This is a genomic window from Thioalkalivibrio sp. ALJ15 (genome assembly GCF_000383695.1).
Lineage (GTDB): Bacteria > Pseudomonadota > Gammaproteobacteria > Ectothiorhodospirales > Ectothiorhodospiraceae > Thioalkalivibrio.
On the sequence record NZ_KB912059.1, the window covers coordinates 116,619 to 134,131 of the forward strand.

Sequence of the window (17,513 nt, forward strand, 5' to 3'; positions counted from 1 at the left end):
CGCCGTATGTGCATGTGGACCGTGGAAAGTGCTCGGCCAAGTTCCGGTTGCGCCGTGTGGCACTGGCGCGGAATATGGGGTTTCCGGCGCACGAATTGCGGCGGATTCGGGGGGTTGTCGAGGGTCGGCAGCCGGAGCGGTTGGAGGCTTGGAATGAGTTCTTTGGCCACGAACGCGGATGAGCGTGTTGCGTCGGTGGATTTCACCGAGCATGACTTGGTGGTTGGCCTGATGGATGGCCGCCGAATCTCGGTTCCGCTGGAGTGGTACCCACGCCTCGCGCACGCAACGCCCGCTCAGCTACGGATCTGGGAGATCTCCGCCGGAGGCTACGGAATTCACTGGCCAGAGCTCGACGAGGACCTGAGCACCGAAGGGCTGTTGCGGGGCGCACCTGCTCCCGCTCGTTAAAGCTTTTTAAACCTGAGGACGACTTTCACGGCTTTTTGTCACTGCGCGAGGACGCGCCCCCGGATCGATCACGGGGCTGGCTGAGAGAAGGAGTTGTGGGCTCGGCTTCTGTCCCTGGATTAATAGGCCTGATCGGACTCGGGCCAATAGTAGTGATAAGCGACGCATGGAGGCGCGCATGGTTTTACTGATTCTGTATATCCCCTCAGTGCTGGTCGCACTGGGAATCCTGTTTCTCGCCAGGCGGGCCGCACTGGGGCCTCGGGTGCGGTACGCCCTCGCAACGCTGATTCTGCCCGTTGTTGTGCTCTTTGCAGGCTGGGCTATCGCCGGTGGCGACCCGTCGATGGGAATGGCGCTGACGGTCTTGTTTCTGGGGTTTGTGGTCGTTCCCGCCGGTCTTGGTCGGATGTTCGTGCGGCGATACCCGTCCGTATCGCCAACGCAGGAGACGAATTTGAACCCGAGGCGGGACCCTCTGGTGACCCACGTCGCGGGGCAGGAGTCTGATGGCGCTGGGCACGAGTCCGATTCGCGGCATGGAAACGATGTGGTGCCGAGGCAGGATGACCGGGCGCGGGCGATGCGGCTTGCCTTCATGGTGCATACGCCCGGAGCGATGTTGCTGGGACTCGGCTTGGCGGAACGACTCGGAAATTCGGATCCGCTCCTGCCGTGGTTCGAGAACGGCTGGGTGGTCGATGGCATGCTGCTACTGGGGGTGGTGCTGATCGCGATCTCCACGCGCATGCTTCTCGCCACGTTTTTCGGCTCGTCTTCCAAGGCACAAGATTCGGGGAGCCTGGGCCGCCGGAATCCGCGCCTCTGATTCGCTGTGAAGGTTGACAGCGGAAATAAGAGGCCACGCATGATCTCTTGCGACTTGAGAATGACGATTAACCCGGTCGGAAGCACAAGGCGTGGCCACCCTTGATTTCCTGGGACACCGGCAGGGAGCCCCCATGGGATATATCGGATGACGTGGCGACACATCACGATGTACCTGGCGGGCCCGGTCTTGTTGGCCGGCTGTGGCTGGGTTGGGGAACCCGATGCACGGGTATTGTTCCCTTCACAGCCTGACGCCAGGGAATACCTGTACCTGGATCTGGCCCGGCAGATTGCTTCGGAAAAGTCCTGTTATCTGATTTCGCCGGACAGTGTCTCGGTCGCGCCATTGAATTCGCGAGGAACGAGGGCAAGCCAGCTTCGTTCGCGCTGCTTCGCGACCGTAGCGCAACGTGCGGCTCGCCCGGAGCTTTGCAAACAGGTCGTTTCCGTCAGCACGTTGATTTATTCAGGGGACGCGAACAGTCAGGAACGATGCATACAGGAGGCCAGTCAGGGGCAGGCGCGGCCGGGTGCAGGCATGATCGACCATGACGCGTTGTTCGCTTTAGCCGGGTTCTCGGAGGCCGACATCGACGCGTTGATGCTGGCGCACCAGTTGCCGAAAAACGGCCGTTACTGCCTGGTCTTCTCGCCAGAGTTCTTCGAGGAGAAAAGGACACCCATGATCTCGTTGCGGCAAACTCGGGCGCATTTCCTTTCCCCCGAGGACTCCATGACCCGAACACTGTTGCTGATCGTCCTCTTCTACACGCCGTCGGTATGGGCGGAGGCGCCGGAGCCGATGGTGCCCGCCGACTATTACGACTTCGTGTTCGCGACCGAGCCGCGGCTTTCGCCGGATGCGGGCCATGTCGCCTTCGTGCGCAGTCGCGTGGACGATGAACGCCGCAATCGGGAATCGAGTATCTGGATGGTGCCAGCCGATGGCTCGGAATCGGCACGCCCGTTCACCCAGGGTGAGTCCGATCGTCATCCCCGCTTTTCTCCCGATGGGCGGCAAGTGGCCTTCTTGAGAACCGTCGACGAGGACGCCCAGATCCATCTGATGCCTGTTGACGGTGGTGAAGCCCATGCCATCACCGAGATTCAACAGGGCAGTATCTCGGACTTTGCATGGCTGCCCGATGGTCAGCACCTGGTCGTAACCCTGACCATCGACCCGGCCGTCGAAGATCCCGCGCAGCAAGAGCAGGGGGATGATGCACCGCAGGCGGATGTGAAGGTCTACTCGCGCGCGCTCAGCCGTCGTGAGTCGCAGGGTTGGCTGGATGAGAGTCGTCGCACCTTGTGGTTGCTGGATTCGGCAAGCGGCGAACTCGAGCGTTTGGCAGGGGACGCCGAGTGGAACTACAACAACCCGACGGTTTCACCGGATGGTCGCTTCCTGGCGTTCAATACCGATCGCAGCGGCGGCGAGTACGACGGCAGCTTCAATCAGGACATCTACCTTCTCGACCTTGAAAGCCGTGAGGAACGCAAGCTGACCGCGCCCGACGGGCGTGCCACCGACCCACTGTTCTCGCCCGACGGGCGCCAGGTCGCCTTCCTCTATCAGTCCGACCGCTTTCGTCCCGTGGAACTGCACCGCATCGGGATCGGCAACGACGACCACAAGGTACTGCACGATGGCATGGAGTTCTCCGTCACGCAGGCCTGGTGGCCCGAGGGGTTCGATCGTCCCCTGGTATGGGCGGACTTCCGCGGCAGCCGCCCACTGATGCGCTTGGAAGCCGATGGTGACAGCGAGGTGGTCCTCGGTGACGAAGCCGCTCTCGGCGATATCGACTTTGCCGCCGACGGCGGGTCTCTGGCCCTGCTGGTCGAAGACGAGACCCGGATGCCGGAGGTGCACGTCGCCGACAGTGACGGGTTCGAGTCGCGACGCCTGACGGGCTTCAACGACACTCTGCTGGAGTCGCGGTACCGGACCGAGCTGGAACGCTTCAGCTACGAGGTCGAGGACGGCCGTACGGTGGATGCGTTCCTGCTGCGGCCCAAAGGATTCGACGCCGGCGATGACTGGCCACTGGTACTGAACATTCGTGGCGGCCCGGCGCATATGTGGGGTCATCGCTGGTTCCACGAGTTTCAGATGATCGCGGGCGCGGGCTACGCGATGCTGTTCACCAACTATCGGGGTTCGACCGGCTATGGCCACGAGTTCCAGGCCTCGGTGTACCAGGACTACGGTGGTGTCGACTATCGCGACAACATGCGGGCCCTGGACGCGGCGCTGGAGCGCTTCGACTGGATTGACGAGGAGCGCCTGTTTCTGACCGGCGGCAGCCATGGCGGCTTTCTGACCAACTGGATCACCACGCAGACCGATCGCTTCCGCGCGGCGGTCACCCAGCGCAGTGTCTCCAACTGGATCTCCGAGGCCGGCACCCAGGACTACGTGCCGGCACGGATGAATGCCGAGTTTGGCGGCACGATCTGGACGAACTACGACTATTACTGGGGACGTTCACCGCTCAAGTACGCCGACCAGGTGAGTACGCCGACGCTGATCATCCATTCTACCGATGACCGGATCACGCCGATCGGACAGGGCCAGGAGTGGTTCTACGCGCTGCTCAACAACGACGTGGAGACCGAGCTGGCGGTATTTGATGGCGAAGGCCACAACCTGTCCCGGGACGGCACTCCGGTGAACCTGGTCAAACGCCTGGAGCTCATCCTCGAGTGGTTTAAGCGCCATGAACCGTGATCCGCAGTGCCAGGTATTGATTGCGGGAGAGAAGAGGACACCCATAATTTTCCCTGCACGGTTAAAGCGCTGGGTGAGTCAGTCCCCGCCATGGGTCATGTTACGGAACGCAAACACGGCGCTGGCGATGATCACCGCGATGGCGAGGCCGTAGTAGAGCGTTTCCAGAGATGCGCCAACCTCCACTGCCTGCTCCAGGAAAAGCACCACCAGAATCACGATCGCGACCTGAATGATCGTGACTTTGAGGTCATGGAAATGCCGGATCTCCAACACGGAGAGCAAGCTGCTTTTTCCGCGGGAATCCGGGTTGATGAACAGCCGGAACAAGCCGACCGCGATGATCTGGAAGGTCACGGCGATCAGCAGCATGTCGAGGACCTTGAGGAACCTCACCGCCAGGCTCTTGCCCTCATCGACCGTGCTGGGCACCTGCTGGACAAAATCGACCAAGATATTGAACACAATGAATACGTTGGCGGCATACAGCAGGAGAGCCGCAATGGTGCTGACCACGACCGTCACCAGTACCAGCAGCCGGCTGCTGGTGAACATTCTTTCCATAATTCGTGCATGCCTCCATGGGCGATTGGTGGTGCACCCGAGAATCGACTTTCAGGCAGACCGAAGGATATTGAGCTATTCAGCGCGGTCCAGTTTGTTCCGGACGATGGCGCCGCCCTTCATGATCAGGTGCAGGTGGTCGTCGGGTGCATCCAGCCAGTCCAGCCCGGCCGCCGGGTCGGCATCGACCACGAGCAGGTCGGCCAGGGCCCCTTCGGCGATCACGCCGAGGCGGGCGGGGTAGGGGGCGCGGTCGCCGGACAGGGCGAGCAGTTGGCCGGCCGCGCCGGTGGCCATGTGCAGGGCCTCCAGCGGGGGCATGAAGCGGGTCAGCTTGGCCAGCTGGCGGCCCTGGCTGGCGGCGCCCTCGGGGCTGAACAGGATGTCGGTCCCGAAGGCCATGGGCACGCCATACTGGCGGCCCAGTTCGAAGGCTTGCTCGGTGCCCGCGCTCACCTGGAGCTGTTTGGCCCGGGAGACGGGGTCCGTTTTCGGGTTGGCGTCCTCGTCGTCCAGGAAGGGCTGGATGCTCCACCACACGTTGGCGTCCGCCATCATGCGCACCGTCTCCTCGTCCGCCAGCTGGCCGTGCTCGATGGAGCGCACCCCGGCGCGGATTGCGCGCTGGATGCCCTGCGGCGTGTAGACATGGGCGCACACGTAGGTGCCCCAGTCGGCAGCGGCGCGCACGGCGGCATGCATCTCCTCTTCCAGGTACTGAGCGGTGTCCAGCGGGTCGTACAGGCTGGAGACGCCGCCCCCGGCCATGATCTTGATCTGGCTGGCGCCTTGCATCAGCTGTTCCCGGGTGCGCCGCAGCACCTCGTCCACGCCGTCCGCAATCGCGGCGACGCCGCTGCTCTCGATGTAACTCGGCGGGGTGCCGGGCATGCGCGGCAATTCGTGGCGCTGGCGAAAATCGCCGTGCCCGGAGGTCTGGGAGATCATCGCGCCGCAGGGGAAGATGCGCGGGCCGGCCACCGCGCCGCGGTCGATGGCCATCTTCAGGCCAAAGGCCGGGCCGCCGAGATCGCGCACGGTGGTGAAGCCGCGCATCAGGGTCGCGCCGGCCTCGCGCCCGGCCATCAGGTGCAGGAAGCCGATGTCCGCTGTCATGGCGGTCATCTGGCTGACCCCGACCAGCGTGCTGTGCCAGTGGGCGTCGATCAGGCCGGGGATGACCGCGCGCCCGCCGCAGTCGATTGCGCGCGCACCGGTTGGGCCCTCGCCGCGCCGGGGCAGCGCGGCGATGCGGCCGTCCTCGATCAGGATGTCCACGTCCTCGCGCAGCGAAAGGGTCTCGCCGTCGAACAGCCGCAGGTGGGTGAGCAGCAGCGGCTGCCCGGGCGCGCCGGCCTTGAGCTCGCGCGGGGCGAGGCCGAAGCCCGCGAACATGCCCAGTACGGCGGCGACACCGCCGAGGAACTGGCGCCGGTTCAGGTCGGCCTCGATGCGCCGGAGGGCCGCCTGGGTATGGGCCGCGCCACAGTGGCAGGGGTTGATGTCGGCGTTCGCGCCGTGCGGTGCACAACAGGCCATGCCCATGATGGTGTGGCTCCTGGTGACGGCACCTGGCGGCTGGACTCGGCGCACGCTGCCGGGTAGTGCGGGATGTGCCCCGGTGCCTTGCGGGTACATGAATCCCGGGCGCCGCCGATTGCGGGCGACGGCCGGGGGCATGCTTGCAGCATACCCCTGTTTGGGCGTTCGTCTACTGGCGGGACCGGGCTATTGGTGAACGTGCGCGGGGGGTGAAGGACGGACCGCCTGCGGAAGAAAAGAGGACAGCCGTGATTTCGTCTCGATATGAGCTCGCGAGGCCCAATAACGGGGCGTCGTTGCTTGAGCATTGTCGGCAAGCCGTCTAGCGTCACAGGGAAGGCCGAAAGACCGCCCGGGATACCGGGAAGGAGTGACCTCATGGCCAGCGATAACATTCCGACCGTGGACTGGCAGGACGGACGGAACGCGGAAAGGGTGAAATTCCAGGTGATGCACGAGGAGCCGGTGGTTTTGATGATGCCAGCGGGTATGGACTGGTCGGTGGATGGCAGCGAATTTGGGTGCAAGACGGACCCGGACAGCGGAATGCAGCGCGGCTGCGAGGGTGCAGGCCTGGTGCGGAAGCTGGCCGAGCTCAACGACATGCCCAAGCTGAACGACATTGCGGACGCCTGCGAGTACGCGAGTTGTCGCGTCGATATCGACCCCGCCGGCGCGCGCATCATCTTCCACGACTGACCCGTCCGGTAACGCATCGCTGCGACCGCATGGCCTTGCTGACTGCGGAGAGGGGCGGATGATCTTTGTGTTCGAGATCCATCTCCGGCCCGGCTGTACCGCCGAGGAGTATGCGGATGCCTGGGTGCGGGCCAGCCGGATCATCCAGCAGGCCCCAGGTGCTCGTGGCACCCGATTGCACCGGAAGATTGGCGATCCGCACGTACTGCTGGCCATCGCGCACTGGGACTCGAAGGGCCAGCGCGATGCGATGGAGGCGGACCAGCCGGACCACGTGCGCCGCATCATTGCAGAGCAGGCGGCTTGCGTGGATGTGCGGGTCATCGGCGAGTTTGAGGACGCCGAATGGTGCGTCGACCCACCCGCAATGGATGACACGAGTATCTGCTGAGTCTTCGGCCTCAGGGAGGTCCCGTGCCACCAAAACCGCCCTGTCCCCGCTGTTCTGTCGAAGAAGGTGAGTGACCGTGTGGGCCCTTCGGCGGCGGGTTGTCTGACGCTTGCGTGCGAGCTTCCTCCTCGGCCTCGCCTTCGGTCTGGGGCAGCGCCCGCGGGTCGAGATGGTGGATCACCGGGGTGGTGCGGGTGAGGGTGCGGAAGGGCTCTCGGGCCTCGGCCGTGTCGCGCCTGAGCAGCAATGCGATCAGTGCGACCAGCGCGCCGATGGTGGCCATGTAGGCCAGCAGCCCGGGCCCGCCCAGCAAGGCGATGGCCCACCCGCCGAGGATCGGGCCCGCGACGGCCCCCAGGCCCCAGAGGAAGAGCAGGGCCGCGGTCACTGCCACGAAGTCGTTGGGCTGGAGGACATCGTTGGCGTGGGAGACGGCCAGCGGGTAAAGGGTGAACGCGAGCCCGCCGAACACCCCTGTAAGTGTGAGTATGGCCCAGAGCGGGACAGCGCCGATGGTGGCGACGAGCGCGAGCGATATCAGTGCCACGCCACCACCGACCACGATCATCAGCGTCCGGCGGCCGAAGCGATCCGAGAAGTAGCCGATCGGCCACTGGAGCACCACTCCACCGAGAATCAGGCTGGTCATGACCAGCGATACCCCAGCGATGTCGAGGCCCATGCGCAGGGCGAAGACTGGCGTCAGCGTGAAGGCGGCGCCGCTGACCAGTCCGGCGGCGACGCAGACCGTTGCCGCCAGGGGCGAGGCGGTCACCACCTGGCGCAACTTCATGCGCTTGTGGCCAGGGGTGTCCTGCGGCATCCCTGTGCGTGTCAGGGCCACTGGCACCAGGCAGAGGGCAAACAGTGCCGCCACGACCATGAAGAGTTCGGTGCTGACGGGTTCGTAGAGGTTGAGCAGGGGCTGGCCGGCGGCCAGCCCCAGGTAGGCGAGAAACTGGTAGACCGAAAAGACTCGACCGCGCGTTCGGTTCTCCGTGCGGGCATGGAGCCAGCTTTCGACCACCAGGTAGGCGCCTGCGAGACAGAACCCGATCACCACGCGCAGAGCGAACCAGGCCCAGACGTCAACATGGAGGCCCAGGAGGAGGATCGCGACGGTGGCGATCGCCGCGAAGATCGCGAAGGCGCGGATGTGGCCGGTGCGCCGTATTACCCAGTCGCCCTGCTGGGCTCCGATGACCAGCCCGATGTAGTAGGCGGACATGATGAGCCCCTTGAGCTGGGGGTCGATGGCTTCGAGGCTCAGGCGTGTGCTGACTAGCGTCCCCATGAGGCCGCTGCCCATCACCAGGATGGTGACGGAGGCGAGCAGGGCGACGATGGGGATGAGCAGGCGGGCCAACGCGTCGGGTCTCGATGGGCGGGCGATACAGGCAGTTTGTGCCAGCCCCGGGCCGGCCGACAAGCCGAGCCAGGCCGGGGAACCACCTAGGGTAGGGGGCAACTAGAATTTCTTGATGTTACGAGCCGGGCGGGTGCAGGGCGTACTCAATGGGCGGTCAGTATCGTTGTGATGGTGCCAGGACGACCTTGTTGCGGCCATGACGCTTGGCGGTGCTCATGGCATCGTCGGCCCGGGTCAGCAGCGTGTCCAGCGCTTCCGGGCTCTCTGGGATCTGGCTCGCGATGCCGATCGAGACGGTCAGGGGGACAGGGGGGTGCCCCGAGCCGTCGTCGGGGAGGGGCTCGCGTTCGAAGCGCGAGCGCAGCTGTTCGGCATCTCGGGGACCCGTGCCGTGCCGGAAGAAGGGGACACCCATGTTTTGTTTCGTTTCCGCTGCGCGGCACGGAGCGGTTTCCGATCTCCGCTGGGCCGTACGCGGCCGGGCGCAAGGGATCTATCCAGACAAGAAGGGGACATCGACGCCCTTCTCCCTGGTCCGTCCCAAGCGGTGAACATGGGGGCCAGGATCACCGGCCCGGACCGGCACTGAAGCGCGGCATCGTCTACATTGGAAACATAATGGCGAGGCACGAATGCCTCCCTCCCATGTGTTCGGGGTACCGAGGGATGAAGAGATGATTGGGTCGTTTCCGATCTCTCCGTTCTCGTTTGCATGCGTCTGTCAGGCGGGTGTTCCCTCGGATTCGGTCTATGGTTCCGCAACCCCATGAAACTCAAAGCCCTGGCCCTGGATTACGATGGGACGATCGCCGAGGACGGGCGGCTGAACCCTGCCGTGCGCGGGGCGCTGGAGCGTGCGCGTTCGGCTGGCCTGGTGGTGTTGATCGTTACGGGGCGGATTATTGGTGAGCTGCGGCATTTAGCTGGCGATCTCACCTTCGCCGAAGCGGTCGTCGGTGAAAACGGCGCAGTAATCACCTTTCCCCGGAGCGGGCGCTCGACGGCCTTGCACGAACCGCCGCCGCCGGCGTTTCTCGATGGATTGAGTGAGCGCAGCGTCGAGTTCAAGTGCGGCGAGGTTGTGGTGGAGGCCGCCGCGTCCGCTGCCCCCGAGGCCCTGGAACTGATCCGGCGGCTCGAGCTACCGCTGGCGATCCTGTTCAATCGCGGGCGCATGATGATCCTGCCCCAGGCGATCAGCAAGGCCACGGGATTTGCGGTCGCCCTTGAGGCCTTTCGCCTCTCTCCTCATAACGTCCTGGCGATCGGCGACGCGGAGAACGATCATGAGTTGCTTCGCAGCGCCGAGGTCGGAGTGGCGGTCGAGTGGGGCAGTGCCGCGCTCCAGTCGATCGCCGACGAGGTGTTGCCGGGCAAAGGGCCGGCCGCGGTGGCCGACTACATCGATGCAATTCTGGAGGGGCCGGACACGCTCCGCTCGGGCTATCCCCGTCGAAGACTGGTGTTGGGAACGACGCGTGGCGGCAATGACGTGTCGCTGGCGGTGTCGGGTCGGAACGTGGTTATCAGCGGAGATCCGAGATCCGGAAAGTCATGGGTGGCCGGTCTGGTGTGCGAGCAGCTGATCCTGCATGGCTACAGTCTGTGCATCGTTGACCCTGAAGGCGATTATGCCGGCCTGGAGGGGCTGCCCCGGGTGCTGATGACCGGCGGCGATGATCCGCCGCCCAAGCCGCATGAGCTGACGCGGTTGCTGCGGTATCCGGACCGCAGCGTCATCCTTAACCTGTCGCAGCTTTCTCATCTGGAAAAGCTCGATTACCTCAGAGACATTCTTCCGGAGATCAAAGTGGTGCGCCACAGTACCGGGCTGCCGCATCGGGTACTGGTCGATGAGGCGCATTATTTTCTTTGCGACCCGCAGGCCATGTCGCTGCTGGACGTGGGGGCGGGAGGCTGCACGATGGTGACCTATCGGGCATCACAGCTGCACCCCGATGTCCTGCAGGTGGCCGACGTCATGCTGGTCTCGAGGGCGACCGATCCTGAGGAAGTGGCCGCCCTGGCAAGGGCCGCCCGGGTATCGGTGGATCTGGAGGAATGGAAGAGCCTCCTGGCGGGGTTGGCGGTCAATGAGGTCGCCCTCCTGCCGGGGCCAGAGGAGGCCGAAGGCCGGCTGCGGATCATGCGTCTGGCCGAGCGCCTGACACCCCACGTCCGCCATCGCATGAAGTACATCGATGTCCCGGTGGCCGCGCATCACGCGTTTGTGTTTTCGACAGACGGCCACCCGTCAGGCCAGCGCGCCCATACGCTTAAGGAGTTTGTGGACACGCTGGCGTGGATGGAGCCCAAGCGGTTCCATGGCCACCTGCAGCGCCGCGACTTTTCGAACTGGATCGAGGGGGTGTTCGGAGATCGGCCCCTGGCCGCCCGAATCCGTCAGTTGGAGGACGCCTATCGGGCGGGGCGCATAGCCGACATCCATGAAGCCATCATCGAGGCCGTCCAGTCGCGCTATGCATTCAGGCATGAGGCTTAAGGGAATGCCGGGTGCGCGGGACATGCAACGAACCCAGATGATCCTCTCCGACGTGCTTGCGAGTCCGCCCCCTAGGGACGAGATGACTGACCATCGTTCCAACGGAGATCGTGACCGGGAGGACCAGGAGGACCAGGAGCCGGGACACCCCGGCGGGGACGATCGCGACTCGGAAGACCGCGACCGGGAAGACCGAGGCTCGCCCGAGCCGTCGCGCGGGGAGCGACCCGGCGACTCACCTGGCGGCATGCCACCGCGTCGCGGCCCCGACCTCGGTCCCGGCCCGGGTGGGCCCGAACCGGACGGCCCGGGCAACAAGGGTGGGCGGCCACAGTGGCTGTTCGTGCTGTGGATCGCGATCAGCGTACTGGTGCTGTTCCAGCTCCTGACGCTGGTGCAGGAGCCGGACCGAGCGGAACTCACCTACAGCGAGTTCGTGCGCGCGGTGGACCAGGGTCAGGTGCACGAGGTGAAGATGCGCGGCCACGAGGTGCAGGGCACGCTGACTGTGGTCGGGCGCCAGGACCTGGGCATCGACGATCCCGGGCACTTCCGTACCTTCACCCCGGAGCTGACCGGCGAGGAGCTGCTGCGCAAGCTGGAAGACCGCGGGGTGGAGATCTCGGCTGAGGCCGCGGACCCGCCATGGTGGCAGGCACTGCTGGTGGGTTTTCTCCCTTTGCTGCTGTTGCTTGGACTGCTGGTGTGGTTCTGGTCTCGCATGCAACAACGGGCGATGTCAGGTGTGGGCGGCGGCCCGCTGCAGTTCGGCAAGTCCATCGCGCGGCGAGTGGAGCCGCAGAAGAGTCGCGTGCGCATGGACGACGTGGCCGGCTGCGACAACGCCAAGCGCGAGGTGCAGGAGGTGATCGACTTCCTCAAGGAGCCGGACCGCTTCAAGGACCTGGGGGCCACCATCCCGCGCGGCATCCTGATGATGGGGCCGCCGGGCACCGGCAAGACGCTGATGGCGCGCGCGGTGGCCGGGGAGGCCGGGGTGCCGTTCTTCACCGTGACCGGGTCGGAGTTCATCGAGATGTTCGTCGGCGTCGGCGCCTCGCGCGTGCGCGATCTGTTCCGCCAGGCCAAGGAGAACGCGCCGTCAGTGATCTTCATCGACGAGCTGGATGCGATCGGCCGCTCGCGCGGGGCCGGCGTCGGCGGCGGACACGACGAGCGCGAGCAGACCCTGAACCAGATCCTGTCGGAGATGGACGGCTTCGAGCACGAGGAGTCGGTGGTGGTGCTGGCCGCCACCAACCGCCCGGACGTGCTCGATGCCGCGCTGCTGCGCCCCGGGCGTTTCGACCGCAAGATCACCCTCGAAAACCCGCACCGCGAGGCGCGCCGGTCGATTCTCGGCGTGCATACCCGGAAGGTGCCGCTGGCGGACGACGTCGATCTCGACCAGGTTGCTGCCTCGACCATCGGCTTTTCCGGCGCGGAGCTTGCCAACCTGGTCAACGAGGCGGCGCTGTTAGCGGGGCGGCGCCGTCTGAAGCAGGTGGATCGCGCCTGTTTCTTCGATGCTCGCGACCGCATCATGCTGGGCGAGAAGCGCGAGGAGAAGATCTCCGAGCGCGAGCGCCACGTGATCGCCTATCACGAATCCGGGCATGCGCTGCTGGCGTATCTGCTACCGCATGCCGACACCCTGGAGAAGGTCACGGTAATCCCGCGCGGGTTCGCCCTGGGCGTGACCTCGCAGGTGCCGGACGAGGAACGCCACACCTACAACGAGTCCTATCTGCGCGACAGGATCGGCGTGATGTTCGGCGGGCGGCTGGCGGAGTCGCTGGTGTTCGGCGAGGTCAGCAGCGGGGCGGAGAACGATCTGCGTCAGGCGACCCAGCTGGCGCGGCGGATGGTGGCGCACTGGGGCATGAGCAAGCGCGTCGGGCCGGTGTCGCTGCCGCAGAGCGAGGAGCATGTGTTCCTCGGGCGTGAGATCGCGCGCCCGCGCGAACACAGCGAGACCACCGCGGCGTTGATTGACGAAGAGGTGCGCGACCTGCTGGAGGAGATTGAGGGCAACGCCCGCGCCACGCTGGAACATCACCGCGACGCCCTGGATGCCCTCGCCCGCGCGCTGGAAGAGCACGAGACCCTGACCCGCGAGGAGATCGAGGCGATCGTCGACCAGTACGGGCCGGGGCAGCCCGCAGCCGAAAAGTCCGGCAACACCGGAGTCTCTGGCACCCCCTGAGACAGGCAACCCCGACCCCGTGCAAGCACGATCCTGAGAGAGCGGAGCACGAATCGTGGCAAATTCGGCAAGTTTTCGAGGGTCGGCAGCCGGGGCTGTTGGAGGCCTGGAATGAGGTTCTTTGGCCACGAACGCGGATGAGCGTGTTGCGTCTGTGGATTTCACCGAGCATGGTCTGATGGATGGCCGTCGAACACCCGAACCTTAAGTCCTCAACACCCCAACGCTAATGGCAGACACTCGCTACGTCACCGCAAACCGTCTGACTGAGGAGTCGAAGGCGATCCAGAGGCGCGGGCGCAACCTGGTGCTGCTCCTGGGGTTGCCGGTCGCGCTCGGTGGGTTCTTCGTGCATCCGCTGGTGGGCCTGATCACACTGGCAGGGGTGGTCGCGCTGGTGGGCCTGGTTGGCGGCAGCGCGGTCATCGAGGCGGGTGCGCGGGGCGAAGATGCGGCGTTGGAGTACCTGGCGGAGCTTCCCGGCTCGTTCACGGTCTTCAACCAGGTGGATTTGCCGGATGAACGCTCGCGTACCGGCGTGGCGGAGGCGGATCTGGTGGTGGTGGGGCCGGAGGCGCTGTTCGTGATCGAGGTGAAGCACAACAGCGGGGCCATCGACTGCGACGAGCAGGCTTCGCGATGGACGGTGAGCAAGACCGGGCGGCGCGGCAGCCGCTACACCAAGCAGATGCGCAACCCGGTGCGGCAGGTGAAGAAGCAGGTGTGGCTACTGAGCGAGTACCTGAAGGGCCGCAAGGCCAAGCGCTGGATCCAGCCGATCGTGCTGTTCACGCACCCGGAGGTGTCGCTTGGGCGTGCGGGCGAGCTGTCGGTGCCGGTGCTGACGGGGCCGGAGCTGGTGGAGTACATCCGCAGCTTCCGCCCCGAGCGCCCGCGCCCGGTGAAGGAGAACACGGTTCGGGCCATCGCGGCGCTGAAGGGATGAAGGCGGGGGCGTGCCCCGGACAGGGCCGGCCGGTCCCGCGCGGGCGGTTATTCCTCGGCCGGTTCGCCGGTGACGAGTTCCTGCATGAGTGGACGAATCTTCTGTTCGGTGGCGGGCAGAAGGGGACATCCATGATTTCTTGTTCTGCGGCGTCATCAAGGCGCGGGGGCCTTGAGGACCTGGCGCACTCGTCAGCCCGGCCAGAACGGGGATTGTGAAACTCGGGATCCTCCTCTGTGTTCTATGCTCCCAGACTCGAGGGGATGACAGAGACGGCGAATCATGCCTCGACGATGCAGTGATGGACACCGCGAGGCCCTGCTGGCGAGGCTACCGTGCCGCCGCCTCACGGCCTGGCGGGGGGAGCCGGCTCCGGTACAGGGGAGTTCAGGATGAGTGCGCAAACCATCGGGGAACTGCTGTCTTCCCGTTCCGTTCGCGAGGACCACGACGCAGTCGTCTCCATGAGCCGCGATGGCTCCGATGCCCTCGCTCGGGGGGAACTGCTCGAACGGGCGGGGCGCCTGGCGGCCGGGCTGCAGCAGGCCGGAGTCGAGCAGGGCGACCGGGTCCTGATCCTGGCTCCCAACAGCGCCGAGTGGGTGGTGTCGGCCCTGGGCGTGATGAATGCCGGGGCGGTCCTGGTGCCCCTGGATACTCAGATGCCGCGCGAGGACCTGGACCACGCGATTTCGGATTCCGCACCGCGTTTCATCTTTACCACCACGAAGCTCAGGGACCGGCTCCCCGAGGCCCTTGGCGAGGTACGCATCTACCGGTTCGATGCGGACGCCGATGCTGCGGATGCCTGGGAGGGGCTTCTCGCGAAGGCGCCGGCAGACCCGGTTGCGGGCCCGGATGATATCGCGGCGATCTTCTATACCTCCGGCACCACGGGGCCGCCGAAGGGGGTCCCGCTGACGCATGCCAACCTGAGCAGCAACGTGGAGGCGTTGTGCGGCCAGGAACTCGCGGACGATCGCGATCGGGTTCTGGTGCCCCTGCCGTTTCACCATGTGTATCCGTTTACCGTGGGCATCCTGATTCCGCTGACCCTGGGCGCGACCATCATCGTGCCGTTCTCGCTGGTGGGTCCGCAGATCGTGCGCGCGCTTCGCGAGGGCGAGGCCACGGTGATGCTTGGGGTGCCGCGGTTGTACGAGGCCGTGTGGCAGGCCCTGGAAGATCGGGTCGCGGGGCGCGGCGGGCTGGCGGCGTTCGTGTTCCGGCGGATCATCGGTGTCTCCAGGCTGGCGCGCCGCCGGCTCGGTCTCAACCTCGGCCGGAGGCTGCTGAAGGGCCTGCACAGTCGCCTGGCCCCGCGCCTGCGGCTGGTCGTCGCTGGCGGGTCGGCGCTCGATCCGGAGCTGGCGCGCAACCTGCAGGCGCTGGGCTGGGAGGTGGCGACCGGCTACGGCCTCAGCGAGACCTCCCCGATCCTGACCTACAACCCGCCGGATCGGCTCAAAATCGAGGCCGCCGGTCTGCCGTTGCCCGGAGTCGAGCTCAAGATCGACGATTCGCAGTCTGGCGACGGGCGTGGCGAGGTGATGGCGCGCGGGCCGAACGTGTTCTCCGGCTACCTGAACCTGCCGGACAAGACCCAGGAGGTCCTGGAGGAAGACGCCTGGTTCCGCACCGGCGATACCGGCGAGATCGACGATGACGGTTACCTGCACCTGCTCGGGCGGGAATCTTCGATGATCGTCCTCTCGGGCGGCGAGAACGTTGATCCGGAACGGGTGGAAGATGCATTGAAGACGATCAAGGACGTACGCGAGGCCGGTATTCTGGCGCACGAAGATCGCCTGGCCGCTGTCGTTGTGCCCGAATCGGGTCTGCTGCGCGAGGTGACCGGCGACGATCTCGAGAAGCGCCTGAGGGAGGCGGTGAACCGGGCGGCGAAGGAACTGCCAAGCCATCATCGCCCGGGCACGGTGCGCGTTGCGCTCGACCCGTTGCCGCGCACGCGCCTGGGCAAGCTGCGTCGGCACAAGCTGGAAGAGTTGTTCGAGGAGCTGGGCCGGGAGGACACGGTCTCCGAGGCGCTGCCGGAGCCGGTTTCGCCCGAATCCTGGGCGCCGGAAGACCAGCAGCTGCTGTCGGATCCTGCAGCGGAGCAGACATGGGCCTATCTTGCCGAACGGTTTCATGACCTGCGTCTGACGCCGGACAGCATGCTGGCGGACGAACTCGGGATCGATTCGCTCAACTGGGTGGATCTGACGCTTGCGCTGGAGGACCGCGCGGGCATCGACCTCGACGATTCGGCGATCGAGCGCGTGGAGACGGTGCGCGACCTGCTGAAGGAGGCGGCCGGAGCCGCGGAGGCGAAGGAAGGGCGAGGGGAGCTCAAGCAGCAGCTCCAGGATCCCGAGTCTTTGCTCGATCCTGCTCAGCAGAGTGCTCTGGAGCCGCCGGGGACGGCCGGCCGGGTGGCCGGGCGTCTGCTCCTGGGAGGTGCGCGGCTGCTGAGCCGATTGTTGATGCGCGTGGAGGTGCGGGGCCGACTCCCCGATCCGGATGCGGGTCCCCATATCCTTGCACCGCGCCATCTGAGCTTCGTGGACCCGCTGGCGTTGCTGCCGGCGTTCAGCACGCGACACCTGGAAGCGCTGTACTGGGCGGGCTTGGAGGCCTATCTGTTTTCCAACCGGTTCTCCCGCGCGTTCAGCCGCGTCGCGCGCATTCTGCCGGTCGATCCCGCCGCGGCACCGCGGCGCAGTCTCCTGCAGGCCGCCGCCACGGTGCGGCGCGGCCACAGCCTAGTCTGGTTTCCGGAAGGGCAGCGTTCCCCGGACGGCAGTCTCCAGCGCCTGCGGCCCGGCATCGGGCTGGTGCTCGCAGCACAGCCCGTGCCGGTGGTGCCGATATGGATTGAGGGTACACGCGAGGTGATGGCCCCGGGTCGGATCTTCCCGCGGCCTGGCAAGAGGGTGCGCGTGATCATTGGCGAGCCGATTTCGGTCGATGCCTGCGGCCAGAATGAGCGCGAGATCGTGCAGACCCTTCAGGCCGCACTCGGGGAGCTGGGAGGGGAGCCCGCGGCCGAAGACAATCGGTAGGGGCGCGCACGCGGCGAGGCCGTGCCAAGGGGGCATCTCGTGCCACACGCATTAATGACGGGGTCGGACCACGGTAACGTTGGGAGAATCTCGGGAAACCAGTCGAGAAGGGGGATGGCGAAGTAGGGGGCACCCATGACTTGGCTCGCTGAGTGGTGTGTCCGGCGCCGCATCGTCCAGGGCGGCTGGGCTCCTGCGCGTGTGCCTGGGGCAGGGGTGGCTGTAGGTCGCTTGGGCCGTCCGGTGGCGCCGCTA

The 17,513-nt window shown here is 65.8% G+C and carries 14 protein-coding genes and 1 pseudogene; 11 read left to right on the forward strand and 4 right to left on the reverse strand.

All coding sequences use genetic code 11. From position 1 onward, the window contains the following. Window positions 1–14 precede the first annotated feature (14 nt). From G015_RS14370 to G015_RS0109815, 4 genes are all read left to right on the forward strand, one after another. The gene (locus G015_RS14370) at window positions 15–182 is read left to right on the forward strand and encodes a DUF4160 domain-containing protein (RefSeq protein ID WP_304412326.1); all 168 of its coding nucleotides are present in this window, start codon (window positions 15–17) and stop codon (window positions 180–182) included. Further along, complete coding sequence (locus tag G015_RS0109805; protein ID WP_020146625.1) at window positions 154–411, forward strand: DUF2442 domain-containing protein; 258 nt, start codon at window positions 154–156, stop codon at window positions 409–411. Before G015_RS14370 ends, G015_RS0109805 begins: the two co-directional genes overlap by 29 nt. A gap of 178 nt (window positions 412–589) precedes the next feature. Continuing rightward, a complete protein-coding gene (locus G015_RS0109810; RefSeq protein WP_020146626.1) occupies window positions 590–1,240 on the forward strand; it encodes a hypothetical protein in 651 nt (216 codons plus the stop codon). 735 nt (window positions 1,241–1,975) lie between these two features. Beyond that, window positions 1,976–3,973, forward strand: coding sequence for a S9 family peptidase (locus G015_RS0109815; RefSeq protein WP_028490919.1), 1,998 nt, complete (start codon window positions 1,976–1,978; stop codon window positions 3,971–3,973). A gap of 78 nt (window positions 3,974–4,051) precedes the next feature. On the opposite strand, the gene G015_RS0109820 is transcribed toward G015_RS0109815, so the two are convergent. Together G015_RS0109820 and G015_RS0109825 are read right to left on the reverse strand one after the other, a co-directional pair. Beyond that, a complete protein-coding gene (locus G015_RS0109820; protein ID WP_018649441.1) occupies window positions 4,052–4,528 on the reverse strand; it encodes a YqhA family protein in 477 nt (158 codons plus the stop codon). 84 nt (window positions 4,529–4,612) lie between these two features. Further along, entirely contained in the window at window positions 4,613–6,082 is a 1,470-nt protein-coding gene (locus tag G015_RS0109825) for an amidohydrolase family protein (RefSeq protein ID WP_020146628.1), read from the reverse strand. 375 nt (window positions 6,083–6,457) lie between these two features. Here G015_RS0109825 and G015_RS0109830 point away from each other — a divergent pair, with 375 nt between their 5' ends. Beyond that, window positions 6,458–6,778 carry a hypothetical protein gene (locus G015_RS0109830; RefSeq protein ID WP_018994886.1) on the forward strand — a complete coding sequence of 107 codons (321 nt, stop codon included), beginning with the start codon at window positions 6,458–6,460 and terminating at the stop codon, window positions 6,776–6,778. Between the two features lie 58 nt (window positions 6,779–6,836). Then, entirely contained in the window at window positions 6,837–7,169 is a 333-nt protein-coding gene (locus tag G015_RS0109835; RefSeq protein ID WP_018994887.1) for an antibiotic biosynthesis monooxygenase, read from the forward strand. Between the two features lie 10 nt (window positions 7,170–7,179). On the opposite strand, the gene G015_RS0109840 is transcribed toward G015_RS0109835, so the two are convergent. Beyond that, window positions 7,180–8,535: an MFS transporter gene (locus G015_RS0109840; protein ID WP_018994888.1), complete on the reverse strand. Its 1,356-nt coding sequence runs from the start codon at window positions 8,533–8,535 to the stop codon at window positions 7,180–7,182. Between the two features lie 157 nt (window positions 8,536–8,692). Beyond that, window positions 8,693–8,953: a diguanylate cyclase domain-containing protein gene (locus G015_RS0109845; protein WP_018137809.1), complete on the reverse strand. Its 261-nt coding sequence runs from the start codon at window positions 8,951–8,953 to the stop codon at window positions 8,693–8,695. A gap of 351 nt (window positions 8,954–9,304) precedes the next feature. On the opposite strand from G015_RS0109845, the gene G015_RS0109850 reads away from it, so the two are divergent. From G015_RS0109850 to G015_RS0109865, 5 genes and pseudogenes are all read left to right on the forward strand, one after another. Beyond that, entirely contained in the window at window positions 9,305–11,041 is a 1,737-nt protein-coding gene (locus G015_RS0109850) for an HAD hydrolase family protein (protein ID WP_018174167.1), read from the forward strand. A gap of 82 nt (window positions 11,042–11,123) precedes the next feature. Continuing rightward, a complete protein-coding gene (ftsH, locus tag G015_RS0109855; protein ID WP_018137807.1) occupies window positions 11,124–13,247 on the forward strand; it encodes an ATP-dependent zinc metalloprotease FtsH in 2,124 nt (707 codons plus the stop codon). Window positions 13,248–13,368: 121 nt separating this feature from the next. After that, window positions 13,369–13,452: pseudogene (locus G015_RS14250) on the forward strand (DUF2442 domain-containing protein); the annotation flags it as partial. 24 nt (window positions 13,453–13,476) lie between these two features. Then, window positions 13,477–14,193, forward strand: coding sequence for a nuclease-related domain-containing protein (locus G015_RS0109860; RefSeq protein ID WP_018993813.1), 717 nt, complete (start codon window positions 13,477–13,479; stop codon window positions 14,191–14,193). A 392-nt stretch (window positions 14,194–14,585) separates the two neighbouring features. Continuing rightward, window positions 14,586–17,258 (forward strand): AMP-binding protein, encoded by a 2,673-nt coding sequence (locus G015_RS0109865; protein ID WP_020146629.1) that lies wholly within the window; start codon window positions 14,586–14,588, stop codon window positions 17,256–17,258. The last annotated feature ends 255 nt before the right edge of the window (window positions 17,259–17,513 follow it).

Excerpts from the sequence above, each read along its gene's own strand:
- ftsH (WP_018137807.1), top strand. The coding sequence starts at position 11,124 with ATGACTGACCATCGTTCCAACGGAGATCGTGACCGGGAGGACCAGGAG.
- G015_RS0109850 (WP_018174167.1), top strand. The coding sequence starts at position 9,305 with ATGAAACTCAAAGCCCTGGCCCTGGATTACGATGGGACGATCGCCGAG.
- G015_RS0109810 (WP_020146626.1), top strand. The coding sequence starts at position 590 with ATGGTTTTACTGATTCTGTATATCCCCTCAGTGCTGGTCGCACTGGGA.
- G015_RS0109815 (WP_028490919.1), top strand. The coding sequence starts at position 1,976 with ATGACCCGAACACTGTTGCTGATCGTCCTCTTCTACACGCCGTCGGTA.
- G015_RS0109805 (WP_020146625.1), top strand. The coding sequence starts at position 154 with ATGAGTTCTTTGGCCACGAACGCGGATGAGCGTGTTGCGTCGGTGGAT.
- G015_RS0109820 (WP_018649441.1), bottom strand. The coding sequence starts at position 4,528 with ATGTTCACCAGCAGCCGGCTGCTGGTACTGGTGACGGTCGTGGTCAGC.
- G015_RS0109860 (WP_018993813.1), top strand. The coding sequence starts at position 13,477 with ATGGCAGACACTCGCTACGTCACCGCAAACCGTCTGACTGAGGAGTCG.
- G015_RS0109830 (WP_018994886.1), top strand. The coding sequence starts at position 6,458 with ATGGCCAGCGATAACATTCCGACCGTGGACTGGCAGGACGGACGGAAC.
- G015_RS0109825 (WP_020146628.1), bottom strand. The coding sequence starts at position 6,082 with ATGGGCATGGCCTGTTGTGCACCGCACGGCGCGAACGCCGACATCAAC.
- G015_RS0109865 (WP_020146629.1), top strand. The coding sequence starts at position 14,586 with ATGAGTGCGCAAACCATCGGGGAACTGCTGTCTTCCCGTTCCGTTCGC.
- G015_RS0109845 (WP_018137809.1), bottom strand. The coding sequence starts at position 8,953 with ATGGGTGTCCCCTTCTTCCGGCACGGCACGGGTCCCCGAGATGCCGAA.
- G015_RS0109835 (WP_018994887.1), top strand. The coding sequence starts at position 6,837 with ATGATCTTTGTGTTCGAGATCCATCTCCGGCCCGGCTGTACCGCCGAG.